We start from the raw sequence: 25,765 nt of genomic DNA, 5'->3' as shown, positions 1-25,765 counted from the left end.
ACGGTGAGTGATGAAATACGGACCCAATGCGCGTCCGTATTTCATCACTCACCGTTTTTTGTTCGCTCCGCGCGTTATCTTATTTCGCTTTCAGGTACACGAACGGAATGATCATTTCTTCCAGCGAGACGCCCCCGTGCTGGAAGGTGTCGCGGTAGTAGTTGACGTAATAATTGTAATTATTGGGATACGCGAAGAAGTAATCTTCCAGCGTGAAGACGTAAGCCGTTGAAACGTGAATCCGGGGCAGGAAGAAATTTTCCGGTTTGCGGCACACAAAAATATGGTTATCGTCGAAGCCCAGGTTTTTGCCCTGTTTGTAGCGCAGGTTGGTGTTGGTATCGCGGTATCCGACAATTTTAGCGGGTTTCTGCACCCGGATCATCCCGTGGTCGGTTGTAATGATCAGTCGTCCGCCTTTCTCCGAGATTTTACGCACCAGTTCCAGCAAGGGCGAGTGGCTGAACCACGAACGGGTAATCGAACGGTAAGCCGCTTCGTCGGGTGCCAGCTCTTTGATCATGGCCATGTCCGTCCGGGCGTGCGACAGCATGTCCACAAAGTTGTAAACGATCACGTTCAGGTCGTTCTGCATCAGGTTGTTGAAGTTATCGACCAGCGATTTACCCTGATTAATGTTCAGGATTTTGTTGTACGAAAACTTGATGTTCAACCGGCTGCTGTCAATCTGACGTTTCAGAAACTGGTCTTCGTTGTTGTTCAAACCGGCTTCTTCATTGTCGTCGTTCACCCAGAGGTCGGGGTGTTTCTTTTCCATTTCGCTCGGCAGCATTCCGGAGAAAATGGCGTTGCGGGCAAAAGCCGTTGTTGTTGGCAGAATTGAATAATACGACGACTCTTCCTCCACCGTAAAGTACTCCGACATGATCGGTTCGATGACTTTCCACTGGTCGTAGCGCAGGTTATCGATCAGAACGAAGAAAAGCGGGTTGTTTTGCTCCAGCAACGGAAAAACTTTCTTGCGCATCAACTGGTGCGACATGATCGGCTTGTCCATTTTCGGTTCGTTCAGCCAGTCTTCGTAGCTGTCCATCACAAACTTGCAAAACGTTGAGTTGGCCTCACTTTTTTGCATGTTGAACACTTCCGCCATGCTCCGGTCCTGCGTCCCGTCCAGTTCCAGCTCCCAGAAAATGAGCTTTCTGTAAATTTCAACCCAGTCGTCAAAATCGATCCGGTCGTTATACAGCATGGACAGGTTCCGGAAATCCTGCTGGTAGCTCTGGTTAGTCCGTTCGGTCACCAACCGTTTGTTATCGAGAATTTTCTTGACTGACAGCAAAATCTGATTGGGGTTCAGCGGTTTGATCAGGTAATCGGCTATTTTAGCCCCGATGGCCCCCTCCATGATGTGTTCTTCTTCGCTCTTGGTGATCATTACCACGGGCAAATTAGGGCGGATCTGCTTGATTTGCTGTAGGGTTTCCAGCCCCGTCATTCCCGGCATCATTTCATCCAGAAAAACCAGATCGAAATTTTCCTGATCCACTTTTTCGAGCGCATCGGCCCCGCTGTTCACGGGGGTAATGGTGTACCCTTTGTTATTCAAAAAGAGAATATGGGGTTTCAATAAATCGATTTCGTCGTCGGCCCAGAGGATGGAATAGTTCTGCATGATAAGGTAATTCTGTGTGGTTAAATTCAAATTACTTACGGTAGTTCAACTTGGTAACGCCCCAAACTGTTTAGCGGGTTCAATTTTAACAGTATTTAAGAACATTTAACAAACTGAAAGAAACAATCTGATTCGGGGCGTCGAGGGTAGGTAGGCGGGCTTGGCTCGGATTTCGGCAAACAAAATCGCCCCGGCACAAAGTGCGAACAGGGCGATTTAACTATCAACAATTATAACTGCGTAGCTTTACGCATGAATCATACCACAGGCGAAAAAAGCAAGTATACGGTTAAATACAGGTGGACCGCAAACCGCTAACGGTTACGAAGTAAAACCGGCCCCTATTACTCACCTTTTCGTAAGATGCCACTTCCGGTTAACTACCTTCTCCTTTGGTCTCTGCACGGGAAAGGTGGCGCTCCAGCCGTTCCAGATCTTCGGGCGTATCGATGCCGTAGCTGTCCAGTTCCGTAACGACGCACCGAATCCGGTAGCCGTTTTCGAGCCAGCGGAGTTGTTCAAGCGCTTCGGCTTTCTCCAGCAGTGAGGGCGGCAACTGGGTGATCTGGGCCAGGATATCGGCCCGGTAAGCGTATATACCGATGTGTTTGTAGAAAATGTGGTGCTGCAACCACTCCTCGGGCTGGCGTTCGCGCAGGAACGGAAGCGTCTGCCGACTGAAATACAACGCTTCGCTTCGGCTGTTCAACACCACTTTCGGCGTGCTGGTATTGAACAAAACCGCAGGGTCGTCGATTTTTTTCACCAACGTTGCCAGTTCCGTAGTACCGTCCAGGACCGACGCCAAGAGATTGATTTGCTCGGGTTTGATAAACGGCTCATCGCCTTGAATATTGATCACATAATCCACCTCTTCCCCAACAGCCTGCAGGGCTTCAAAGCAACGGTCGGTGCCGCTCTGGTGGTTTTCGGAAGTCATGATGACTTCTCCGCCAAACGAGCGAACGTGATCGGCGATGGTTTCGTGATCGGTCGCCACCACCACCCGACTGAGCGATTCGGCTTTCCGTGCTTGTTCCATCACGCGCTGAATCATGGTTTTTCCGTCAATATCGGCCAGCGCTTTGGCCGGAAAACGGCTCGACGCAAACCGGGCCGGGACAATTCCGAGGATATTCATTCGTTGCTTTTCGGTAATTTTGGCGCAAGATACTCCGAACTCCGCTTACACCAGTTCATTGAAGTCCGGATTGTTACAATAACCCGATTGTGCCATGAGCGACCCTATTTCCAATCCGTTGCCTCTTGCCTTCCAGATCCGTTTTTCGCAACCGATCTGGCGGTTGGTTTTTGAGCAGATTGACACCGCGCCGGGTTTGCTGGTTGCCGAACTCCGAAGCCGGGATACGCAAACGCTGAAGCTAGCAACGGTCAGCCTGCCAGACGGCACCATCCGGTCTGAGGTGCAGCCCGCACTGCCTTTTCACTCCTCACTGGTCGGAGTCTGGAACGGGCAGGCGCTCTACCACCGCTTCGACAACAACCGGTTACCGGCGCCCACTGCCCTGGGAAACGTAAATCTGCAGACTGGCCGATCGCAGTGGGAATGGTCGCAGCACGTGCTGGTGGGAGCCAGTTCAGAATGGGTCTGGGCCCGACGGGCTTCCCTGACGGACACAGGTTCCACCCCCGGCATTGCGCTCCGGCTGACCGACGGTGAACCTGCCGAGTCCGCCGAAAAACCGGCTTTTGGCCACAATTCGCGGCTGCTTTTCCCCGTTTCCTATACAACGACCAGCACCTGGTGGCCGGTTCTTGACCGATTTATAAAAAAAGTGGTTCATCAACAGGCACTTGATTCCATCGACTACCTGGAAGTTGGCGATAAACTGATTTTTTCGTATTATTATCGTGAAACAAACGAGCAGCTCCGTTCATCCCTGTTGATCATCGACCGCCAACAAACGATCTGGTTACACCAGCACACCGGTCAGGAGCTCGAAACCACCCGACTGGCTCCCGAATCAACCGCTTCGTCGTTGTTCGGAGATGGCGCTTTCTGCGTTTGGGGAAACCAGATCATCATTCAACCTGCATCGCATTCACTTACCAGTTATTTTTTGACATCAACACCATGAAGCGACTGTTACCGCTGTTGTTAGCTGGCTGTCTGACCAGTATGGTTGCACAAGCTCACCCCATCCTACCGGATTCGCTGGGAATGGAAAAGAAAGAGGGAAAATTGTACGTCCTGCACCGCGTTGAGCAGGGTCAAACGTTGTTTTCGCTCGTTCGGAAGTACAAAACCACCCTTCAGGCCATTAAGGAAGCCAACCCCGGTTTGCCCGACAATGTCCGCTACAACCAGGTTGTCCGGGTTCCGGCCAGCAACTTGTCGCGAAAGCAGGAAAAAGCAGTGACCAAGGCGATTAAGAAAGAAGAAAAGGAACAGCAACGCGAAGAGCGGGAGGTAAAAACGGAAACCGCAAAAGAAGCCAACAGCGGTATTCACCAGGTTGAACCGGGGCAAACCCTGTACAGTCTGGCCACCCGGTACGGCGTCTCGATGGACGCCGTTCGCCGGTGGAACAATCTTCCGTCCGACAACATCGTCAGCGGCCAGGCCCTGATTGTATCCGAAAAAGCCTGGCGCGTCCGGGAACCGCTGGCCAAGCCCGCGACCCCGCACCGCACGGAACCGGCGGCCGAAGCGGCCCGAACGTCGCGCAACGACTCGCCCAAGACCGAGCGCCCCGCTCCCCCGCGCACCTTGCCGCCGGCCCCGCGGGAAGAAGCCCCCCGGCCCACCGAAGCCGAACGTACACCGGCTGAACCCACCAGTTCGGAGCCGGCTGAACCGCGCATTATTCGTCCCGGCGATTCCGGTCCGCTGCCGAATCCGGGCGGAAACGCGCGCCGGATGTCGGAAATTGGTATGGCGGAGGTTATTGATCAATCCGGCAATTCAAACAAATACCTGGCTTTACACCGAACCGCGCCCATCGGAACGCTCGTTCTGGTCCGGAATGATATGAACCAGCAATCGATCTGGGTGAAAGTGATTGGCCGCCTGCCCGACACCAGTGTCAACGAGAAAGTGATTGTAAAAATCTCGGCCCGCGCCTTTGAGAAACTTTCTCCCGTCGATCGGCGTTTTCGTGCTGAGGTCAGTTACTTAGTACCTTAAAAAGAAACCGTTTCGGGGCCAAAACGGCTGAAGAGTCAGTACCAACCGTCAACTTTTCAGGCCAGTCAATAAGTGGGCTCTTTAAACTGTTTATCCATTTAAACGATTTTATTCGACGTTACCGTTAAGTATGCTTACTCCAGAACAAAAAGCCGAGCGAATTGCCCGTCGGCACAGAGAACGGGATGAAAAGATGAAAACTACTGCAGGATACAAAGTATTCAGTGCGGTTTTTACGGTTTCATACCCCATTATTGCCACGTTCACCGCGATCTTTTCGGTTGTTGTTTCCGTCTTTTCTAAAATTTCACAAGCTATTGTGTGGGTACTGAGCGGAGGCAAAAGCCGCTGATGTTCCCCAACCGTTTGTTCGTTTCACCCGCCGACTGAGTTCGGCGCGGTTTTCCCATTCCAATGCACGATTCAGTTCAGGAATTACTAGACCGGAAGGTCGAGCAATACAACCAGCCCTCCTTTATCGAAAAAGACCCCATCAGCATTCCGCACCGGTTTAGCCGCAAACAGGATGTCGAAATTATGGGCTTCTGGGCCGCCGTGCTGGCCTGGGGACAACGTCCGGTCATCCTGAAAAAGGCCAACGAACTGGTGGAGCTCATGGACGGGGCCCCGTACGATTTTGTGGTAAACCACCAGGAAACCGATCTGAAACGGTTTTTACTCTTCAAGCACCGGACGTTCAACGCCACGGACACGCTTTATTTCCTGCATTTTTTTCACACCTATTACCAGCAGCACGACACGCTGGAAGATGCCTTTGTGCCCTTCAACGCACCCACGGACCAGCGGGCAGATTCGTTGAATCTTTGTGCACCGGACTCAAAAGAAGGGCTGATGATTCACGGTCTTCCGTCGGTCGGTCCGTTTCTGGAAGCGTTTCACAACCGGTTTTGTGACGATCCGTTTTTTCCCGAGCGAACCCGCAAACACGTTTCCACCCCCGAGCGGAATTCGTCCTGCAAACGGCTGAATATGTTTCTGCGCTGGATGGTTCGGCACGATGACCGGGGCGTTGACTTTGGTCTTTGGGGCCGCATCAAACCGTCTCAACTGGTTATTCCCATCGATGTCCACGTTGGACGGGTAGCCCGTAAATTAGGGCTGCTAAACCGTCCGCAAACCGATTGGAAAGCCGCACTGGAGTTAACTGACGCTCTCAAGCAGTTTGATCCGAACGACCCGGTGAAGTACGATTTCGCCTTATTCGGTCTGGGCGTTGAAGGGGAAATGTAAGAACGATCATTCCAGCAATAAGCCCGGCCAGTCGATGCGGTGGATAAACCACCAGTTATTTTCCTGGCCATAACATTCCATCAAGCCTTTTTCGGTAATCAGCGGGGTTTTATGTCCTTTCAGACCATAGTGTAGTTCCAGGTGAACAACGCCCTTCCGCTGCCCTTCGTCCAGATCGACGCTCTCAACCGTCCAGCCAACCAGCCGGTAGTCACTGCGGTCCTTTTTATAGGCATCAAAGGCCGTCCTCACATACCGGTATAACTCTTCACGGGGGTCATTATTAATGAAAAAATTCTCCGCCAGACAAAATTCAAAACGCCGGTAGTCTGATTTAAACAGCCCTGTCAGAAACTCATCGACGACATAAATACAGGCGTGGGTGTGGTCCGGGCAGTAGTAATTGTAGTCGATGCTGTAACAAATTCCGGGCAGGCGAATGTCTCTAACCTCTTTCGAAAAAACGACTTCCGTGATAAACGAATGTAACTTCCGGTCGTCCGCGTTAGCGTGTGGATCTGAAACGGTGATTTCGATACCGTTTTGCGCCAGTAACAGCAGAAGCCGGTCTACTTCTTGACTTAATTCAACGGCGGATAACTCGGCGGAAGGCCGGTAAAACGGCTGGCCGACAAAGTCATAAATCGTAATAAGCCGGGCCGACATCGACAGTTGAAAATACAGGAAATTATGCAGCCTCTCGCGGCTTTCTACCACGTCGGACGGCTCGCTCCCCTCACCAAACAAAGCCGCCCGCAGCAACGACTGTTTAATGCGGTTGATCTCATTTTGCGCTTTATATAATTCATCGAGTGATAGAACTTCTTTGGATGCAAACACGGCAAGGATCAAATAAAGTGACAAGGAAAGTATGCTACATACTATACGTAAACCGACCTACGAAGTCACTACAACTGCCTTACATTTTGCCTCCGCCACGGAGATTCCGATTTTATCCAACGCCCTATTGTTTTTCGCTCTACCTGGCTGGTTACAACGTATAGCCTGCTACCACACTAAACCCTTTGGTGTTGTCGCCGTACGCTTTTACGCTCATCCCCGCCGTAATTCGGTTCGGAAACTGGTAGAGAAGGTTATAACGCTGGTAAGTAGCAGGCTTGTATCGAATAGGCCGAATCAGGTTCCAGCCGTGGTGCGCGGTGAAGATGAAACGCCCCTGCCAGAATTCATACCCCGCCAACACCGTCGCCTGGCGGGCATCCGTCACGCGGCCTCTCGTCCAGGTAATGACCTGTTCCTTAAAATAATGATCGTCAACCAGTTCAAATCCCGCCGAAAATGCGTGGTTCCGGGTGATGCGGTAGCCACCGACGACATTTAGCCCAAAGACCGGCAGAGCCATTTCCGGCTTTTTATCGGTTTTGGGCAGAACCCGAATGGACCCCATCAGCAGGGCGCGGCTCATCCAGCGTCGGCCCAACGGCGCCCGGCCCCATTCGCGGGTATCAGGCAAAACCGCCGGGCTAAGCTGGTACTGTGCCCCCACGGCTACTATCGGAATGTTCATGCCCTGATTGGGCAACCGCGTTCCGGCATTTGAAATATGGTTATAAATAGCGCCCAGCGTAAGGTTCCATTGTTGGGTAAGCCGGTAATGCGCCGTAAAACCACTACCGATCAAGGCGCTCACGGGCATACTAAAATGGTCGTTGGTTGGGTTGCTGACGGGATCATAGACACGGGTCAGATAGGTGAGCCCTGCCAACACGCGAACGGAATAATAGAGCCGTCTGGAGTAATTGATCAATGGTTCAAAAAACAGGCCCGCTCCCGCCGTACGGCCCAGCGGTATGGGATTCCGGAACGTAAGGTAATTGACGTACCCCCCAACCTGGGCAAAACACCGGCAGTTTTCCCACGCACGACGGCGTAAACTAACCTGGCTATACGTCAGTTCCAGACCAATGGGAGTTTGCCGGGAAGCCGGAACAACCTGGTTCGACGTTGAAATGCCCTGCTGCCAAGCCGTACCAAATTGCCGGTGAGCCGTCAACGTGTCTGGGCCTGCCTGGCCGAAAGCCAGGCAAGTGAAGTTTAGTGCTACTAGAAAAACCGTACAGAATCTTACCATCCTAATGTCTTATAAACGATATGTTAACTATTATTCGGTAACTGGTTACGTTATTTTAGACGACTTACAACTACAACAAATAATGTGCTAATTGCACCGCAAATACCGGTTGTGCGGCTTAAATTCTGTATGTTCTTATTGAATGAGTCAATCGGTCCGCTGTTCTTTTTTTGCGGTAGAATCATTACTTTCCAGCGCTGCGCCAAACAGTTAGCGGGTCCAGACCGTTGTCTTTTTAGTGTAAACACTTCCCTTTTAACACCCTAAATTGATTAAAAAATGCCTTTTGAAATCCTACACCAGCCCTTTGGGGCACTCACCGAATACTTTATACAGAATACGGAAACCAAAGAGTTTGTGAGTATTTTGCCCGCCTACGGAGCCGTTGTCCGGCAATTGATGCTGCGCCATCCGGGCCCGGGCCACGAACAAAGTCTGGTTTCCCTGATTAAAGCGCCGAATTCACAGCAGGCGCTGGCGGCCGACGAAGGCTACTCGAGTGCGCTGCTGTTCCCGTTCCCAAGCCGAATCCGACACGGTATTTATTCCTACGAAGGGGAAATGTTTACCTTGCCCATGAATGAAGCCAAACAGGACCACGCAATCCACGGTTTTGTGGCGGGGAAACCGTTTGAATTGGTCAGCCAGCAGATCAGTGATTCCGAAGCATCGCTTACGCTGGGGTACATCCACGACGGCTCTTACACCGGCTATCCTTTTCCGTTTGACTTTCGGATTACATACACGCTATCGGCAGCGGGCTTGTCGGTGACGTACGAAGTTCAAAACACCGGTCATCGGTCGGCACCGGTGAGTTTTGGGTGGCACCCGTATTTTACCCTCAACGAAGAACCAATCGATCAGCTTTCTATTGAATTACCGGGCGTTCGGCAAATCCGGCTCGACGATAATCTGCTGCCTACGGGTGACGAACTGCTGACGCAAAAAGGAGACGTAGCCCTGCGGGAGCGGGCGCTGGATGCGGCCTTTGTTATTGAGGACCAAACGGCGGACGGTGCTACGACGGTATTGCGGTCAGCGCGGCAAAACCTGACCCTGAACGTCTGGCAGGAAACCGGTCCGCAGAAATTTAATTATCTGGTGGTTTTTACGCCCATTGTACGCGACAAAATTGCTATTGAATCGTTGACCAGCAACGTTAACGCGTTCAACAACGAACAAGGACTGATCAAGCTGGCCCCCAACGAAAGTACCCGGGGAACCATCCGGGTGTGGCTTAGCTAAAACAAACAGAATGATGAACGATGAATGGATTTGCATCAGCCCATTCATCGTTCATCGTTCATCGTTCATTACTCATAATTCAAATCTGATTCCCTGCGCTAAGGGCAATGACGTACCGTAGTTGATGGTATTGGTTTGTCGGCGCATGTAGGCTTTCCAGGCATCCGAGCCGGATTCGCGGCCTCCGCCGGTTTCTTTTTCGCCCCCGAACGCTCCCCCAATTTCGGCGCCCGAAGTTCCGATGTTGACGTTGGCGATGCCGCAATCCGATCCGGCCGTTGAAAGAAATTGCTCGGCTTCACGCATATTCAGCGTAAAGATAGCCGACGACAAGCCCTGCGGAACGCCGTTTTGCAGTTCAATGGCTTCGTCCAGCGTACCGTATTTGAGCAAGTACAAGATTGGCGCAAACGTTTCGTGCTGCACAATGGCGGTCTGGGCAGGCATTTCGGCAATGGCGGGCCGAACGTAGCAACCCGACTCAAAACCGGGGCCTTCCAGCACTTCTCCATCGATCAGCAACCGCCCGCCCTGCTCCTTGATCTGAAACAGCGCAGCCTGGTACCCGGCCACCGCAGCCTGATCAATCAGCGGCCCGACGTGGGTGTTTTCGTCCAGCGGGTTGCCGATGCGAAGTTGCCCGTACGCTTTCACCAGCCGGTTTTTTACATCTTCATAAATCGATTCGTGGATGATTAGCCGACGGGTGGAGGTACACCGCTGTCCGGCCGTGCCGACGGCCCCAAAAACGATGGCCGGAATGGCAATGTTCAGATCCGCGTGGGCAGTCAAAATAATGGCGTTGTTACCACCGAGTTCGAGCAGATACCGTCCGAGCCGGGCCGACACGGTTTGCGCCACGGCTTTTCCCATCCGGGTGGAACCCGTGGCCGACACCAGCGCAATTCGCGGGTCTTCGGCCAGCCACGTCCCGGTGTCACGTCCGCCGGTGATCAGGCACGAAACGCCTTCGGGCACGTCGTTCTGCTCCAGAACTTCTTTGATGATTTGCTGACAGGCCAGCGCCGTCAGGGGTGTTTTTTCCGACGGCTTCCAGATGCAGACGTTGCCGCACACCCAGGCCAGCATCGCGTTCCACGACCAGACCGCCACCGGAAAATTGAAGGCCGTAATAATACCGACGACCCCCAGCGGGTGCCACTGCTCGTACATCCGGTGATCGGGCCGCTCGCTATGCATCGTCAGGCCGTAAAGCTGGCGCGACTGCCCCACGGCAAAGTCACAGATGTCAATAATTTCCTGGACCTCGCCCATGCCTTCCTGCAGTGATTTGCCCATTTCGTAGCTAACCAGGGTCCCCAGTTCTTTTTTATATTGCCGGAACTGCTCGCCCATCTGCCGGACGATTTCGCCCCGGCGGGGGGCCGGAACCGCCCGCCATGTCAGAAAAGCCGCCCGGGCAGTTTCAACTACTTTGTCATAATCTTCGCGAACCGTCGGGTAAACGCGGGCCATCAACTGCCCATCGACGGGCGAATAAGAATCGAGCAGTGAATCCGTTCCATCAGCCGCTGTAGCGTGCCAGAATGCCTGCCCCGTGCTGGTGCCCGACATCACGGGCTGAGTTTTCAGTTTTTGAAGGAATTGTTGCATACTGTTACTTTTTCAAGGTCGTTCGAATAAGTAAAAAATGTTCTTCAATTAATTTGGCCGCAAAATTATTACAAATATTCCCGACACCATTATAGTGTATTTTAAGTAAATTACTGGTATCATTTTTGTTCGTTACCGCTATCGTCTGATAATTAACAAGCACTCACCTGTCAATCTGTTAATTAGCAAATCTACGTTATGAACAAACAATCTACATTCCTCTTTTTCACCGTTTTATTAGCCATCAGTTCCCTGCGGGGGTTGGCGCAATCGGATTTTAAGGCCAATCCCGCCCCTGCTCCCTATTCGGTTGGCTTGCAATTGGGTACAACCGGGGCCGGTATTCAGTTGGCCCGGGTACTGACTCCGGATTCGCGGCTGATTGGCCGGGTTGGCGTTAGTTATTTCGCCTACAACCGGCCGTTCCGCGTAAAAGCCGGAGAAGGCAAACTGCACATTACGCCCGACCTGGTTATGGGCATCGCCCTGGCGTCGGTGAAGTGGCACCCTTTTAAAACCAACCCATTTTTTCTGACCGGCGGGGCCGGCTATACCTGGCGCCCCGACGTGAAAGCCAACCTCGTTGCCGAGGGAAAAGTGAAATTCGGCGGGCTGGAAATCTCGGAAGAAAATGTCGGAGTCATCAATGCAAATCTGCGCTGGCGCAACGCCCTGGGCTATGCTGGACTGGGTTACGGTCGTTCTACACCCGTCCGGCGGTTGGGATTTGCCGTGGAACTGGGCTGTTATTACCTGGGCGCGCCAACGGTCGATCTGCAATACACGGGATTTCTGGAAACCACGACGATCGACGAGCAAATACCGGTTATTCAGAATAATCTCAAGAACTACCGCTTTTTACCCTCTCTTCAATTTTTAGTCACCTACGGTCTTTTCCGTCGGAAATAAACGCCCCGCTGGCCTCCCCACCTACTTGTTTATCCATCAATAACCTGAATTAGCTGTTATGAAACGTTTTTTATCCCTTGCTTTTGTGCTGGTTGCGGCTTTCCTGGATGCCTGCCGGAATCCGGTCGAAAATGTCGAATTGAAATTTAAAGACCCGCTGGCGGTCGCCCTGCAGGTCAGATACAGCATTCCAACCGGCCTGACCCCGGATAAGTTGACCATCAAAATTGCCGGGCCGGACGCCGACAAAGTGGTGACGACGCTCAACACGAAAAAATTCAAACCGACACCAGACGGCAAATTGTTTCTTTGCCTGGCTCCTTCCGTAACGCCGTCGGCCGCTGCTCCCATTCGCTTCAACGTCGTGACGCTATCCGATCAACTGGTTGACAACATCCAGCCGGTGCAACTCGAAAATACAACGCAGCGTAACCTGGCCATCTCCCTGCTCAGCAAACAGAGCACGAATCAACCCGCCCGGCAATCCTTCAAAGGAAACGACAACGGCACGGTGCAGACGACGGCCAGCATCCAGACCAAAGCCCAGGCTAATGTCAGCCAGGCCACGGTTACCGTACCGCAGGGCAGCGAGATCAAAGACATAGCGGGCCATCCCGTGGGTGGCTCCCTGACCATCACGGCGGACCCGATCAACAACAGCACTACGGCCAAAGCAGCCGCCGACATGCCCGGCAAAGGAATTATCAACGCATCCACGCCCGCGGGGGGATACGTCGGCAATCAGCAGATTCTGGTCGTTGCCGGTGGGGTTCACATTACCGTCTACAACGACACCTATCAGTTGGCCAAAACGTTTTCCAAACCGATTCAGATCGCGTTTGCGCTTAATACCCAGATGAAGAATCCGATAACGGGGAAAGCCATTCAGGTGGGCGACGCCATCCCGCTGTTCAGCTTTGATGAAGTAACCAACCGCTGGACGCAGGAAGAACCCGGTAAGGTGCAGCGCAGCGCCAGCGGCAAACTCGAGTACGTAGCTTCGATCAGCCACCTCTCGCTTTGGGTGGCGGCTTTTACGGAAGCCGTCTGTGAGGAAGGCCCGACGTTTAAATTCAGCAGCAAGTACACCGGCGAGTATTCGGGCCGCAGCCCGGAATACCGCTTCGAGGTGATTGATCAGGCGGGCAACGTAGTCGTGCGCGCGGGCGGTGACGTAAGCTTCTGGCGGGCCATCAACGATGGTACGTCCGTTCGGGTGGCCAACCTGAAGAAAGACATGAAGGTTCGGCTTCGGTTGTACGACAAGGAAAGCAAGACCTACGTATCGCCCGAAATTGACGCCTGTTCAAACACGGAAGTGCTTTTTGACGTAAAATCGGTTTCGTTTACCCCGCTTCCCAAACCGGCGCCCGATGCCCGCAAGGAAGTCACCATTTCGCTGGTGTTTAACTGCGGCAACCAGAGCGTTGACCCGGATAAACTGCCTTTCAAGGTGTTGTACGCCCAATACCGGGCTTCCGGAAGCAAGGAGGAATGGAAAGACCTGCCAACCCTGAACTGGCCGACGCTCAGCACCAAAGTGTTTGTGGAATTGAATAAAGCCTACGATCTGCGGGCCGGTTCCGCTCCCGACCACCTGAATCTTGAGTACAACAACTACAAGGTGACCAGCACCAACTGGCCCATCAAACTAACGGCCGAAGAGAGCAAACCGTACTGCAAGCCGTAAGTCAGGTATACCGTAGTTTCTGATTGGCAACAAAAAAGTCCGCTGGCAAGACTGTCAGCGGACTTTTTTGTTTCATAAATTGGAGCTTTACACCCTGACCTGCTGCTGCGGCCGGGCAACCCGACGCTGCGGTTTGACGGACTTTTTCTTCCGCCGTCCCCACCAGATAATGAAACCCGTAACGGGCAAGCTGGCGCAGATCAGGCTGGCGCAGAAAGCCAGAATTTTACCGGGTAAACTCAGGATGGCCCCCACGTGAATATCGTAATTCATCCGGCGGAGCTTGTCGCCCAAACCGGCTTTGTCATAAACTCCGAAATACGGTCCTTCCCCCTTCAATTCTTTCAGCGTATACTGGTCAAAATTGTAGTAATCGGTTTTGTAATACGTCCCCGGCCGGTGATTGATCGACACGCTGATCGACTCCGAAGCCAGTTCGGGCGTAGAGATAAAAAGGCTGGCGGTTTCGGCCTTGGTTGGATAAAACCGGTACCACAGCCGGTCGACCGGGTCGGTAAACTGCCGGGCCGCGGTGGAGTCGGAAAGGGGCTGGCGGTATACGGGCATCGTTTTTCCGCCCGTAGTAGCCCAGTAAATCGAGTTGGAAAGCCACTCAATGCCGAAGATCATACCCGTAACGGCCAGAACCACCGAGATCGTCAGAGCGTAAAAACCGGGTACGTTGTGAAGGTCGTAATTGACCCGGCGCCACTGGGCCTTCCACTTGATTCTGAAGCTTTTGTTGCGATTGGTTTTGTTCAGGTTCTTAGGCCACCAGAGCACCATTCCCGTGATCAGCAGCATCGTGAAAACCAGGGTACCGTACGCGACCACCGGCTGCCCAATTTCCTCGGGTAACCACAGGTAGTAGTGTCCGTGGAGAATGAAATGGAAGAAATCCGTCTCCTCATCCACTACTTTCAGCACTTCGCCGGTATACGGGTTCAGGTAAACCTGGTAGTAATAATCCGGAGCGGCCCCGTAAAACGGCACGTTGACACTGTGGCCCCGTTCGCCGTAATTAACGCCCTTGGCCGGTTTACCGGGCACTTGTTTTTCCGCAATGGCCTGCAACCGGGAAGGCGGCAGAACCGTGGCGTTGGCAACGGGTTCAACGTACTGAAAAGGGCGAACCACCGTTTTGATTTCGTGCTCGAAAGCCAGGATGCAGCCCGTGATGGCCACTATAAACACCAAAAGCCCGGACGATAGTCCGAGCCAAAGGTGCAGTTTTCCAACCATTTTTTTTACCGTCATATGTAAGGCGGATTGCTGACAAAAATGTGTACTCTACAAAAAATTAGAACCGATATCCAATGCTCAGACGGAAATTACGCGGGGGGTCATACTGCCAGTAGTACGCCTTGCTCCAGGAATAATAAGCGCCTGAATACGATGATACATCGAAAATGTTATTGACGTTCAGCGCCACGGTCATGCGGGGATTGCTCCACGAAATTGAACCATCGGCCCGGAATACGTTGGGCAGCGTCGGGTCTTTGGACGTGGCATCGCTAAACCAACCGTAGCGGTCGAGCTCCCACTGGTAGCCCAGCGACAGACCGAGTCCTTTCAAACCGCCCCGCTGCAACCGGTACGAAAGCCAGGCGTTGGTCACGTGGCGGTCGAAGCCCGGCACCGGCATACCCACATTCTCCTCGCGGGTGTCCTTGCTGATTTTGGCGTCGGTATAGGCGTAGTTCAGAACCAGGTTCATGCCCGGGATAATTTCCCCCCGTACGTCCACTTCCACCCCACTGGCCTGGGTCTGGCCCAGTTGCGTCGAGAAGTTCGGGTTGGTGGGATCCGTCGCCAGCACGTTGTTTTTGGTGATCTTGTAAACCGACACCGTTGAGTTCCAGCGGCCATCCATCCAGTCCTTTTTCAAACCGGCTTCCAGGTTGTTTCCGGTGATCGGATCGAAAGCCCGGCCGTTGCGGTCGGTACCCGACTGCGGAACAAAAGCCTGATCGTACAGAGCGTACACCGACGTTTGCTTATTGACGGAAAAGCTGGCCCCAATTCGCGGAGTAAACACGGTTTCGTCCGTACCGGCGCCGTACTGGCTGTCTCGGGTTGTAGTCACCCGGCCGGCCAGCGTTAAGCGAATCCGGTCGTTCAGAAAACGCAGTTCATCCTGCACGTACAAACCGGCGTACGACTGAGACATGACGTTGGTTCCCGCGCGTTGCAGCAGGCTGCGCGACCGGTCGAACCGGGGCAGCAACCGGGTGGGCAGGTAATAATTCGGAGTGTTGGCGTTGAAGACAAAGGCGCTGTCGTACTGTTGGAAAGTAGAACTCCAGTCGGCCATGTATTTCCGGGTACCCAGGTCCAGACCACCCAGAATGCGGTGCGTAACGGGGCCCGTCGTTACTTCGCCATTGACAAAAATCTGTCCAAATTTGCTGTTGTCGAGGGCGTCCCAGATGCCCACGGTCCGGTAGACTTCACCCGTCACCCGGGCCGAATCAGCCCAGAGCGACGAACCCACCTGGCTGTAGTTCAGGTACGCCATCTGAGCCGTCAGCTTCCATTTGTCGTTGATCTGGTGTTCCAGATACAGGAAGGCGCTGTGGTCGTTGATGTTCGTTGGCTCCAGATTCGCCGACGCAATGGTCGAGTAGCGCGGCAGGCTGGCCAGCCCGTTGGCCGAGAAAACGTAGGCCGAACCGATGGCCGACATCCGCGAGAACTGGTAGGTGTACTCGGCGGTCAGTGAAGTGCGGTCGCTGAGCTTGTATTTCAAAACCGGCGCTACAGTATACCGGTCGTTGTATTCAAAATCCCGGAAAGAACCTTTCGACTGACCCATCACATTCAGGCGGTACAACAACCGACCGTCCTGGCTCACTTTACCGTCCAGGTCCACCGTGGCCCGGTAGGTATCGAAGCTGCCGACGTTCATTGTGGCCTCCCCTTTTGTTACGCCGGTTGGCTTTTTGGTAACAATATTGTAGAAACCACTGGGTTCGCCGTTCGCCATCATGAAACCGGCCGGACCTTTCACAAATTCAATCCGTTCCACCATCGACATATCTTCGGCCAGCGGTCCCCAGACGGAGGTGACATTCATGCCGTTCCGGAACGGTGAAACCCGCGATCCGCGCATGTTCAGCCGGGCGTAGTTGCCCCAGTGTTCGTTTTTGGTAACCCCGCTAACGTTGCGGGAAACCCCTTCCAGCATGTCGAAAATCTGCTGATCAGCGATCAATTGCCGATTTATCACCTGAATGTTCTGCGGCACTTCAAGCAGCGGAGTTTTCAGGCGCAGGCTGTTCGAGGGAACGTCGGTTTTGTACGAGCTTTTGCCCTCCACCACTACTTCCTGAAGCTGTTCTGTGTTTTCGCTCATGGTCAGATCGAATACCTGCGTTGCCTGACCAGGCGATACCGTGAGGGTGTGCCGAATGCGCTGGTGACCAATCCGGGTGATAACCAGTGTATGTTCGCCCGCCGGTACGTTGTTGATCTGGTATTCACCGGAATCGTTAGTGATGGTTCCCAGACGGGTTCCTGCAACCCGGACGTTGACCTGCGACAGGGGGTTACCTTCAGATGAAACTATTTTTCCGGTGATCGTACCGGCTGTTTGAGCAAATACTGAGAAACTGAGAAGACTTAAAAAAATCGCCCGAAGAGGCAGTAATAACTGTAATTTTCGAGTAGAGATGCGCATGTAGGCCGTATCCAGGGAGTTATTTAGACTAATTATAATTACAAAGGTAAAGTCCGCATCGTTGTCTCCAAATCTTTTCTCTAAAAAATTAATTATGTTTGGTGGAAACCGGCTTACATCCCATGAAAAACCGTCTTTTCTCCTTGCTTCTCGCTTTTCTAAGTTTTTCGGTATGCGCGCAGCAGGCCAGCCCCAGTGCCGAGTTTGTCCGGCAGCATTATCAGAAAACCGAGTACCAGATACCGATGCGCGACGGCACCAAACTGCACACCGCCGTTTATGTCCCGAAAGACGCATCGGCTAGCAAGCCGTACCCGATCCTGATGCAACGGACTTGCTACAGCGTCGCGCCGTACGGGGCCGATCAGTATCCAAATCGGCTGGGCCCTTCACCGACGCTCATGCGGGACAAATTTATTTTCGTTTACCAGGACGTGCGAGGCCGGTACATGAGCGAAGGCGTCTGGACAAACATGACCCCCAACCTACCCGATCCGTCACCGGCCAAAAAGAAGGCTAAAACCAAGACGGTTTCAACGGCTGGTTCGCCCGATGAGAGCTCGGACACGTACGATACCATCGAGTGGCTGCTCAAAAATGTAGAGTTCAACAACGGCCGGGTGGGTCAGTGGGGCATCTCCTACCCCGGTTTCTACACCGTGGCGGGTGCCGTCAATGCGCATCCGGCCCTGAAAGCATCATCACCCCAGGCCCCGGTTTCGGATTTTTTCTTCGACGATTTCCACCACAACGGCGCGTTTATTCAGGCCTATATTTTCGCTTACCCGGTGTTTGGCATTCAGCACCCAAAACCCACCACCGAAAGCTGGTTTATGCCAGCCATGTTTAACGCGACCATCAAAGATGGCTATCAATGGCAGTATGACCTGGGTCCGCTGAAGAACGCCGACCGGTATTATAAGGACAATTTTTTCTGGCAGGAAACCGTCAATCACCCCAACTACGACGAATTCTGGCAGAAACGCAACATTCTACCCCACCTCAAAAACGTTAAACACGCCGTGATGACCGTGGGCGGCTGGTTCGACGCGGAGGACCTGTACGGCCCGCTGAATGTGTACAAGACGCTGGAAAAGAACAACCCCGGGACTTACAACACCCTCGTCATGGGGCCGTTTGGCCACGGCCGCTGGTCGCAGGAAACGGGCCATACACTGCACAGCAACGTTTATTTCGGCGACAGCATTGCAACGTTTTACCAGAAAAACATTGAAGCCCCGTTTTTTAACCATTTCCTGAAAGGCCCCGGCGACGGAAAAACCGGCCTGCCGGATGCCTACCTGTTTGATACCGGTCGGAAAGAATGGAAAACGTTTGATCAGTGGCCCGCAGCCACCGCCCAGAAACGAACGTTCAGCCTGGACAACTCGGGGCAACTGACTCAGCAAGCTGGCGACGGCCGGGGGTTTCTCGAATTCATCAGCGACCCGATGAAGCCCGTGCCCTACACGGAAGACCTGTCGACGACGGCAAGTTTTACGCCCTTCAACTACATGTCGGAGGATCAGCGATTTGCCGGTAAACGGCCCGACGTGCTGGTGTTTCAGACCGAACCCCTAACCGAAGACCTGACCCTGGGGGGCGAGGTGACGGCCAAACTGAAAGTGAGCACAACCGGCACCGACGCCGACTGGGTTGTGAAGCTCATCGATGTGTACCCACCCGATGAACCCAACCATCCGTACGTGCTCAACAAGAACGTATTGCTGGCCAACTACCAGCAGATGGTACGCTCCGAAGCGATGCGCGGACGCTTCCGCAACTCGTTTGAGAAACCCGAACCGTTTAAACCCGGCGAGGTAACGGACGTCCAGTTCCGGCTGCAGGATGTGCTGCATACGTTTAAAAAGGGTCACCGGGTTATGGTGCAGGTGCAGAGTACCTGGTTTCCCCTTATCGACCGCAATCCGCAGAAATACGTCGATAACATCTTCAAAGCCAATGCGGAAGATTTCCAGAAAGCCACCCACCGGGTTTACAACAACTCCGTCCTTGAGGTACAGGTGCTGAAATAAGGTTCCAGAAACCGGTTTATGGTTTACTCACAAACCGGTTTCCTTTCACGTAATACCGATACGGCAAATCCGCGCCCTGCGTAATACCGATGCGCGTGGTCGTTACCATGTCAAAACCGTCCAGGATGCGGGGGCGGATGTAAATGGGCGAAACGGCGGTTGGGCCCGTCAGTGACAGGGTGTTGTGAGCGCGCGAAATGCCCATCGCAATCACCAGCTTGCCGGGGCCGCTGGTCAGTCCGCGCAGGCCCGCTTTGGTGGTCGGGTCCAGCTTTCGGCGCTCCGCCATCAAGTCAATGCCTTCGGTGGGTTCGAGCGCCCGGATCAGTACGGCTTCCCCGATTCCCTCCGGCCCGGCCACCACGTTGATGCAGTGGTAATAGCCGTAAATGAGGTAAACATACAAAGTGCCCGCCGGGCCAAACATAGCCGCGTTGCGGACGGTCTGGCGCCGGTACGCGTGGCAGGCCGGATCGCCGGTCAAATACGCTTCCGTTTCCACAATAATCCCGGCGGTGGTTCCTTCCGGGCTTTCGTGCACCAGTTCGCAGCCGAGCAGTCGTTGCGACAGGGTGATGGTGTCGTGTTCTTGATAAAATTCAACAGGAAGTTTCATGGGTCCAATTTGTGCAAAACTTAGTACCTTGCCAACTTTCATTCGTTAACGCATCAACATCCTTATGAACAAAATTCTGGTTGTTGGGATGGGAAAAGTTGGTTTACTGGTCGGGCTTCTGCTCCATAAACGCTTCAACGTAACGGGTTTTGATAAACTGCAACCGGCCCACGACCTCCCCTTCCCGGTCGTACTGGGCGATGTGACCGACGAAGCCACGCTCCGCTCTACCCTGTCCGATTTCGATGGCGTGGTGTCGTGCCTGCCCTATAGTCTGAACCTGCCCATCGCCCGGGTCGCCTGGGAACTGGGCGTTCATTATTTTGACCTCACCGAAGACGTTCCGACCACCACCGCCATCCGGGGCATGGCCGAAACCGCCAGGGCCGTCATGGCTCCGCAGTGCGGGCTGGCTCCCGGCCTGATCGGGATCGTCGGGGCTGATCTGGCCAAACGCTTTACCAAACTCCGCGACATCGAGTTGCGCGTGGGTGCCCTGCCGCGTTACCCCAACGGCTTGCTCGGGTATTCGTTTACGTGGTCGCCCGCCGGGGTAATCAACGAATACCTCAATGACTGCGAAGTGATTGCAAACGGGGATATTAAATCCGTTCCGGCGCTCGATGGGGTCGAAGTGATCAACATCGAAGGGCAGGAATTTGAAGCCTTCAGCACTTCGGGCGGCCTGGGAACCATGTGCGAAACCTACGCCGGGCGGGTCGATACGCTCAACTACAAGACCATTCGCTACCCCGGACACGCGAAACTGATGCGTTTCCTGCTTTACGAACTGATCCTGAAAGACAAACGCGTACTCGTGGAGCAGATTCTGACGGAAGCCAAGCCGCCCGTTCAGGCCGATGTGGTGTATGTCTACGCCGTCGTGGAAGGCTGGAAGGGGCCGGTACTCGAACGGGAGGAGTTTTTCCGGGCGTATCACCCGCGCGACATCGACGGCCAGTCCTGGCGGGCCATCTCCTGGACCACCGCCGGTTCAGTAGCCGCCGTGGTGGAACTGGTGGCCGACGGTCTGCTGCCGCAGCGGGGTTTTCTCAAGCAGGAAGAAATACCGCTTGGCCTGTTTCTGGGAACGCAGAACGGAGCCTTTTTTGAAAATTAAATCCAGTCTCCGGTTTTCGCCGGAGACTGGGCCGCTGGTTCACCGGCAAGCCCGGCCGTCAGATCACGTTCAGCGTCTGCTCCTTGATTTTTTCCAGCTCATCCTTCATCTGCACCACCAGCCGCTGGATGGAGGCATCGTTGGCTTTCGAACCAATGGTGTTGATTTCCCGGCCAATTTCCTGCGCAATGAAGTTGAGCTTTTTGCCGTTGGCTTCCTCGGCCGCCAGCACTTCCATGAAGTAGCTTAAATGATTTTTGAGCCGGACTTTTTCCTCCGAAATATCGAATTTTTCGATGTAGTAAATCAGTTCCTGCTCAAACCGGTTCTGGTCGAATTCGTCGCTGACCAGCAGTTCGGTCACCATGTTCCGAATCCGTTCGCGAACGGCGGGAATGCGTTTCTGGTCCTGCACTTCAACGAGCGTCAGCCGGTCCGTAATGATCTGAATGTATTCGCGAAACTTGCCCTCCAACCCGTTTCCTTCCTGCTGACGGAATTCGTCGCACTTCCGGATGGCTTCCAGAACGGTCAGTTGAATGAGTTCCCAGTCGCTGGTTGCGGTATCCGAAGCGGCCACCGCTTCGGAGTTGAATACGTTGGGCTGCTGCAGGGCCAGCCGGAACAGGTCGCTGTCTGACACATCCAGCAAAAGTCCCTGCGAGGTTTCGCGCAGGTCTTTCAGATAGGCTTCCACCAGCGGCCGGTTGACGGTTACACCGGGGCGCACCTCCGTCAGCCGGTTGACGTTCAGCGACAGCTCTACTTTGCCCCGCTCAAGTCGTTGCGTGAGCAGATTTCGTAATTCCACTTCTTTGTCGGAGAACGTCCGCGGAAGCCGGCAGTAAATGTCCAGAAATTTGGAGTTCAGCGTTTTGATCTCTACCGTTACTGTCAGTCCGTTGGCTTCCTGGGTGGCGCTGCCGAAGCCCGTCATTGATTTTAGCATAGTATGTTAAGCAGACTGCTCACTTATTTTTCCACTGATTGTTTTCTTACTCAGGGCATTCTCTTCGATTTCAGCCATTTCTTTCCGGTAACGCGACACATCGCAGGCCAGGTAAATAGCCTGGAGCATGGAGGTTTCGTCGGCCTGATTTTTTCCGGCAATATCGTAGGCCGTGCCGTGATCGGGCGAAGTCCGAACAACCGGCATTCCGGCCGTAAAGTTAACCCCCTCATCGAACGCAATGGTCTTGAACGGAATCAACCCCTGGTCGTGGTACATGGCCAGAACGGCATCGTATTTCCGGTACGAACGGGTGCCAAAAAAGCCGTCAGACGCAAACGGACCATAAATCAACTGCCCTTTGTTGCGCAACTCCTGGATCAGCGGTTTCAGGACATCCTGTTCTTCGTTGCCCAGCAAGCCTTCTTCGCCCGCGTGCGGGTTCAGGCCTAGTACCGCAATCCGCGGTTTCCGGATCCCGAAATCACCCCGCAGCGACTGGTGCATCAGCTGCAGTTTCTGGAGGACTTTCTCTTTGGTGATGTTCGACCGGACGCGCCCCAGCGGAATGTGGCCCGTCACCACCCCGACCCGCAGCACGTCGCTGACCAGAAACATCAGGTTGTCTGTCACGCCAAAGGCTTCGGCAAAATACTCGGTGTGGCCCGGAAATTTAAAGGTTTCGGTTTGGATGTTGTACTTGTTGATCGGAGCCGTTACGATGGCATCCAGATGGCCCGCCTTGAGGTCTTCCGTAGCCCGCTGCAAGCATGCCAGCGCGGCCTCTCCGGCTTCGGGGGTCACTTTCCCCGGCTGTACTTCCTGATTCTGCCGGTCCTGACCGCCCTGATCGCTCCAGCAGGTGATGACGTTTGTCAGTTTAGGATTGGCCTGTCCCACGTGCTGAATGCCGTTCAGGTTCCAGTCTTTTAGCGACAAACCGCTTTGTTGCAGGATGTTCCGATACCGGTTCAGGACCTTCATCGATCCGTAGATGACGGGGGTACAGAGTCTCTGCAAGCGGTTGTGTTGCAGAGCTTTCAGGATAACTTCCGGACCAATGCCGTTGTAATCGCCGAGGGTGATTCCGATGACGGGTCGACGGGTTTGGGGCTCCGGATGACGTTCGTTATTTTTTTCCGATTGGCGCGGTTCCATTTAAGTTATTAGTTTCGCCGTTGGTTTCAAATGAACAGGAAATCAAAAAGATGGCTTAAAAAGCGTAGAAGCCGTTTTTTAGCGTTCATCACTTCTTGTTCATGATTCATTTTCTTCGCAAGTTACAAAAAGCATACGGATGTCCCAGAATCGCCCCACAATCCTGATTGCCGACGAGATGCACCCTTCGTTGTTTTCAATGCTCGAGCAGGCCGGATTTGACTACCAGTACGAACCCAACATTTCGCGCCCGGCGCTGATTGAGCAGATTTCCGGGTACGACGGTTTGATTATTCGCAGTAAAACGGCAGTCGATGCCGAGGTGCTCAACGCGGCCCGCCAGTTGCGCTTTATTGGCCGGGCGGGCGCCGGGCTGGACCTGATCGATCTGGACACCGCCCAACGCCGGGGCATCCGGGTTTTTCACGCGGGAGAAGGCAACCGCGACGCCGTTGCCGAACATACCGTGGGAATGCTGCTGGGGTTGCTGGCCAACCTTGCGAAAGGCGACCGGGAAGTTCGCCGGGGCGTCTGGGACCGTGAAGGCAACCGGGGCTACGAACTCGGTAGCCTGACCGTCGGCATTGTTGGGTTTGGCAACAACGGCCGGGCCACCGCCCGCCGGCTCAGCGGCTTCGGCTGCCGGGTGCTGTGTTACGATAAATACCTGACCCGGTACGGCGGAACGTTTGCGCAGGAAGCGGAACTGGAACAGATTATGGAGGAAGCCGATGTGCTGAGCCTGCACATTCCGCTGACCCCGGAAACCCGGCTGATGGTCGATGATGCGTTCATTGAGCGGTTTGAAAAGCCGTTTTACCTGGTCAACATTGCGCGGGGCGAAATCGTGTCGCTGCCGGCGCTGGTGCGCGGGCTGGAAAGCGGCAAGGTGCGCGGGGCTTGTCTGGATGTGCTTGAGAATGAGAAGATCGCGAAGCTGACGCCCGAGCAGCAAACGGTTTTCGATTACCTGCGAAACTCCGACAAGGTGTTGCTGACGCCCCACGTTGCGGGCTGGACCCACGAAAGCTACGTCCGGATCAACGAAGTGCTGGTGAACCAACTGAAAGAAGTAATATGAAGTATCTCCTTTTCCTGCTGGTACCGGCCCTGGCAACGGCCCAAAAACTACCGCAACACTTGAAGGCTTATCTGCAGAAAATCCCCAACACGGTTCAAGTAAATGTGGCCGTCGAGGAGCTGGAAGGGAAAACGCAATTTTACCACCGGGCCGACGAGCTGCCCCCCGCAGCCAGCGTGATCAAACTACCGATCATGGTGGAAACCATGGAGCAGGTGAAAGCCGGGCGGTTTGACCTGGAGAAAATTCACGTCCTGCAGGAGGCCGAAAAAACCGGCGGTTCGGGCGTTTTAAAGACGTACCCCGACCAGAGCAGGCTGACCAACCGCGAAGTGCTGACGCTGATGATGACCCACAGCGACAACACCGCCACCAACATCCTGATTCGCGAACTGGGCATGGATAACATCAACCAGCGGATGCGGTCGCTGGGACTGACGCAGAGCAAACTGAACCGCGTTATGCTCGATACACTGGCGGTTAAACAGGGCCGCGAAAACCGGGTATCCGCCCGCGAAATGAACGCACTGCTCCGGAAAATTTACCGCCAGGAAGTCGCTACGCCCGAACTCTGCGACCAGATGATCGAGATTCTGAAGGGCAACCGGGACCAGAAAACATTCCGGCTGTTTTTGCCCCCTTCAACGGTTATTGCCCACAAAACCGGCGAACTGACGTACGTGCGGGGCGATGTCGGGATTTTCTACGTCCGCAAGCCGTTCCTGCTGTCGGTTTTTGTGCAAGGCACCACCACCGAAGACGCCGAGCGAATCATCGGCGAAATTGCCCAGATTTGTTACAACCAGTTTCAGTAAGATGAAAACCTTCGCCGACCGGGCCATCCCGTATTACCTCAACCTGACCGATCCCCCGAGCCTGCCGCCGGGTGTCGGGGTGCTGAACCCGTTTCGCCAGCTGGAAGTAGCGCAAATCTGCCGGGAGTTTTACGGCAAGTTTTTCAGCGACACCAGCCCGCGAGTGTACGTGTTGGGCATCAATCCGGGTCGGTTTGGAGCCGGGGTGACGGGTATTTCCTTTACGACGCCCCAGAACCTGAAACGGTATTGCGGTATTGATAACAACCTGCCGCCCACGCCGGAACTTTCGAGCCGGTTTATCTACCAGATTGTTGAAGCCTTTGGCGGTGCCGAAGCCTTTTACGGCCGGTTTTTCCTCAGTTCGCTCTACCCGCTGGCGCTGGTCAAAGAGGGCAAGAATTATAACTTTTACGACGACAAAGCCACCACAGCGACACTCTGGCCCGACATTGTTGCGTCGGTTCAGCAGCAACTGGCGTTTGGCTGCAACCGAAACGTGGCGGTTTGCCTGGGCCGGAAGAACGAAGCGTTTCTGCATAAACTCAATCAGCAGCACGGCTTTTTCGGGCGGATTGTTACTCTTGATCACCCGCGTTACATCCTGCAATACCGCAGCCGGGACATCGACTCGTACGTTGACAATTACGTCACGACGCTGGCCGATTGCGTTTCCCTATAAAGCAAAAGCCGCCCACCAGGTGATTGGTGGGCGGCTTACTCTAT

22 protein-coding genes are annotated in these 25,765 nt (G+C 54.0%); 12 read left to right on the top strand and 10 right to left on the bottom strand.

The genetic code is table 11. The features are described from left to right. Window positions 1–79 precede the first annotated feature (79 nt). Together porX and kdsB are read right to left on the bottom strand one after the other, a co-directional pair. Window positions 80–1,636, bottom strand: a complete 1,557-nt coding sequence (gene porX, locus OQ371_RS17380) for a T9SS response regulator signal transducer PorX (RefSeq protein WP_265989451.1) — start codon at window positions 1,634–1,636, stop codon at window positions 80–82. 376 nt (window positions 1,637–2,012) lie between these two features. Next, window positions 2,013–2,777 (bottom strand): 3-deoxy-manno-octulosonate cytidylyltransferase, encoded by a 765-nt coding sequence (kdsB, locus tag OQ371_RS17375; protein WP_265989450.1) that lies wholly within the window; start codon window positions 2,775–2,777, stop codon window positions 2,013–2,015. Window positions 2,778–2,871: 94 nt separating this feature from the next. Between kdsB and OQ371_RS17370 the strand changes: the two genes are divergently transcribed. The 4 genes from OQ371_RS17370 (at window position 2,872) to OQ371_RS17355 (ending at window position 6,035) form a co-directional block, all read left to right on the top strand. After that, on the top strand, window positions 2,872–3,735 hold the full coding sequence (locus OQ371_RS17370) for a hypothetical protein (RefSeq protein ID WP_265989449.1): 864 nt from the start codon (window positions 2,872–2,874) through the stop codon (window positions 3,733–3,735). Next, on the top strand, window positions 3,732–4,784 hold the full coding sequence (locus OQ371_RS17365) for a LysM peptidoglycan-binding domain-containing protein (protein ID WP_265989448.1): 1,053 nt from the start codon (window positions 3,732–3,734) through the stop codon (window positions 4,782–4,784). The genes OQ371_RS17370 and OQ371_RS17365 overlap by 4 nt, the downstream gene beginning before the upstream one ends. 130 nt (window positions 4,785–4,914) lie before the next feature. After that, complete coding sequence (locus OQ371_RS17360; RefSeq protein WP_265989447.1) at window positions 4,915–5,136, top strand: hypothetical protein; 222 nt, start codon at window positions 4,915–4,917, stop codon at window positions 5,134–5,136. A 62-nt stretch (window positions 5,137–5,198) separates the two neighbouring features. Next, a complete protein-coding gene (locus tag OQ371_RS17355; protein ID WP_265989446.1) occupies window positions 5,199–6,035 on the top strand; it encodes a TIGR02757 family protein in 837 nt (278 codons plus the stop codon). A 6-nt stretch (window positions 6,036–6,041) separates the two neighbouring features. On the opposite strand, the gene OQ371_RS17350 is transcribed toward OQ371_RS17355, so the two are convergent. Together OQ371_RS17350 and OQ371_RS17345 are read right to left on the bottom strand one after the other, a co-directional pair. Continuing rightward, window positions 6,042–6,875: a hypothetical protein gene (locus tag OQ371_RS17350; protein ID WP_265989445.1), complete on the bottom strand. Its 834-nt coding sequence runs from the start codon at window positions 6,873–6,875 to the stop codon at window positions 6,042–6,044. A gap of 151 nt (window positions 6,876–7,026) precedes the next feature. Continuing rightward, window positions 7,027–8,049: an acyloxyacyl hydrolase gene (locus OQ371_RS17345; protein ID WP_265989444.1), complete on the bottom strand. Its 1,023-nt coding sequence runs from the start codon at window positions 8,047–8,049 to the stop codon at window positions 7,027–7,029. Window positions 8,050–8,406: 357 nt separating this feature from the next. On the opposite strand from OQ371_RS17345, the gene OQ371_RS17340 reads away from it, so the two are divergent. After that, window positions 8,407–9,372: an aldose 1-epimerase gene (locus OQ371_RS17340; RefSeq protein ID WP_265989443.1), complete on the top strand. Its 966-nt coding sequence runs from the start codon at window positions 8,407–8,409 to the stop codon at window positions 9,370–9,372. A 72-nt stretch (window positions 9,373–9,444) separates the two neighbouring features. Here the strand turns inward: OQ371_RS17340 and amaB are convergent, their stop codons facing one another. Then, entirely contained in the window at window positions 9,445–10,986 is a 1,542-nt protein-coding gene (amaB, locus tag OQ371_RS17335; RefSeq protein ID WP_265989442.1) for an L-piperidine-6-carboxylate dehydrogenase, read from the bottom strand. A gap of 198 nt (window positions 10,987–11,184) precedes the next feature. On the opposite strand from amaB, the gene OQ371_RS17330 reads away from it, so the two are divergent. Together OQ371_RS17330 and OQ371_RS17325 are read left to right on the top strand one after the other, a co-directional pair. Beyond that, window positions 11,185–11,895, top strand: a complete 711-nt coding sequence (locus OQ371_RS17330; RefSeq protein WP_265989441.1) for a hypothetical protein — start codon at window positions 11,185–11,187, stop codon at window positions 11,893–11,895. A 58-nt stretch (window positions 11,896–11,953) separates the two neighbouring features. Continuing rightward, complete coding sequence (locus OQ371_RS17325) at window positions 11,954–13,585, top strand: hypothetical protein (RefSeq protein WP_265989440.1); 1,632 nt, start codon at window positions 11,954–11,956, stop codon at window positions 13,583–13,585. Between the two features lie 87 nt (window positions 13,586–13,672). On the opposite strand, the gene OQ371_RS17320 is transcribed toward OQ371_RS17325, so the two are convergent. Both OQ371_RS17320 and OQ371_RS17315 read right to left on the bottom strand, forming a co-directional pair. Then, window positions 13,673–14,842 carry a PepSY-associated TM helix domain-containing protein gene (locus OQ371_RS17320; protein ID WP_265989439.1) on the bottom strand — a complete coding sequence of 390 codons (1,170 nt, stop codon included), beginning with the start codon at window positions 14,840–14,842 and terminating at the stop codon, window positions 13,673–13,675. 43 nt (window positions 14,843–14,885) lie between these two features. Next, window positions 14,886–17,264, bottom strand: a complete 2,379-nt coding sequence (locus tag OQ371_RS17315; RefSeq protein ID WP_265989438.1) for a TonB-dependent receptor — start codon at window positions 17,262–17,264, stop codon at window positions 14,886–14,888. Between the two features lie 122 nt (window positions 17,265–17,386). Here OQ371_RS17315 and OQ371_RS17310 point away from each other — a divergent pair, with 122 nt between their 5' ends. Further along, window positions 17,387–19,300 carry a CocE/NonD family hydrolase gene (locus tag OQ371_RS17310; protein WP_265989437.1) on the top strand — a complete coding sequence of 638 codons (1,914 nt, stop codon included), beginning with the start codon at window positions 17,387–17,389 and terminating at the stop codon, window positions 19,298–19,300. Window positions 19,301–19,316: 16 nt separating this feature from the next. Here the strand turns inward: OQ371_RS17310 and OQ371_RS17305 are convergent, their stop codons facing one another. Further along, window positions 19,317–19,916 carry a DNA-3-methyladenine glycosylase gene (locus tag OQ371_RS17305; protein ID WP_265989436.1) on the bottom strand — a complete coding sequence of 200 codons (600 nt, stop codon included), beginning with the start codon at window positions 19,914–19,916 and terminating at the stop codon, window positions 19,317–19,319. Window positions 19,917–19,980: 64 nt separating this feature from the next. On the opposite strand from OQ371_RS17305, the gene OQ371_RS17300 reads away from it, so the two are divergent. After that, window positions 19,981–21,036 (top strand): saccharopine dehydrogenase family protein, encoded by a 1,056-nt coding sequence (locus OQ371_RS17300; protein ID WP_265989435.1) that lies wholly within the window; start codon window positions 19,981–19,983, stop codon window positions 21,034–21,036. A 58-nt stretch (window positions 21,037–21,094) separates the two neighbouring features. Here OQ371_RS17300 and OQ371_RS17295 read toward each other — a convergent pair whose 3' ends face one another. Beyond that, a complete protein-coding gene (locus OQ371_RS17295; RefSeq protein ID WP_265989434.1) occupies window positions 21,095–21,985 on the bottom strand; it encodes a YicC/YloC family endoribonuclease in 891 nt (296 codons plus the stop codon). A gap of 6 nt (window positions 21,986–21,991) precedes the next feature. Further along, a complete protein-coding gene (gene pdxA / locus OQ371_RS17290) occupies window positions 21,992–23,143 on the bottom strand; it encodes a 4-hydroxythreonine-4-phosphate dehydrogenase PdxA (RefSeq protein WP_265989433.1) in 1,152 nt (383 codons plus the stop codon). A gap of 139 nt (window positions 23,144–23,282) precedes the next feature. Here pdxA and OQ371_RS17285 point away from each other — a divergent pair, with 139 nt between their 5' ends. The 3 genes from OQ371_RS17285 to OQ371_RS17275 are packed head-to-tail and all read left to right on the top strand — an operon-like array spanning window position 23,283 to window position 25,721. Next, a complete protein-coding gene (locus tag OQ371_RS17285) occupies window positions 23,283–24,224 on the top strand; it encodes a 2-hydroxyacid dehydrogenase (protein WP_265989432.1) in 942 nt (313 codons plus the stop codon). Continuing rightward, window positions 24,221–25,039: a serine hydrolase gene (locus OQ371_RS17280; RefSeq protein ID WP_265989431.1), complete on the top strand. Its 819-nt coding sequence runs from the start codon at window positions 24,221–24,223 to the stop codon at window positions 25,037–25,039. The genes OQ371_RS17285 and OQ371_RS17280 overlap by 4 nt, the downstream gene beginning before the upstream one ends. Window position 25,040: 1 nt before the next feature. Next, window positions 25,041–25,721 carry a uracil-DNA glycosylase family protein gene (locus tag OQ371_RS17275; protein WP_265989430.1) on the top strand — a complete coding sequence of 227 codons (681 nt, stop codon included), beginning with the start codon at window positions 25,041–25,043 and terminating at the stop codon, window positions 25,719–25,721. The last annotated feature ends 44 nt before the right edge of the window (window positions 25,722–25,765 follow it).

Source organism: Larkinella insperata, from assembly GCF_026248825.1.
Classification (GTDB): domain Bacteria; phylum Bacteroidota; class Bacteroidia; order Cytophagales; family Spirosomataceae; genus Larkinella; species Larkinella insperata.
Note: the sequence above shows the minus strand (reverse complement) of the source record. Positions and strands in the feature narration are given on the sequence as shown.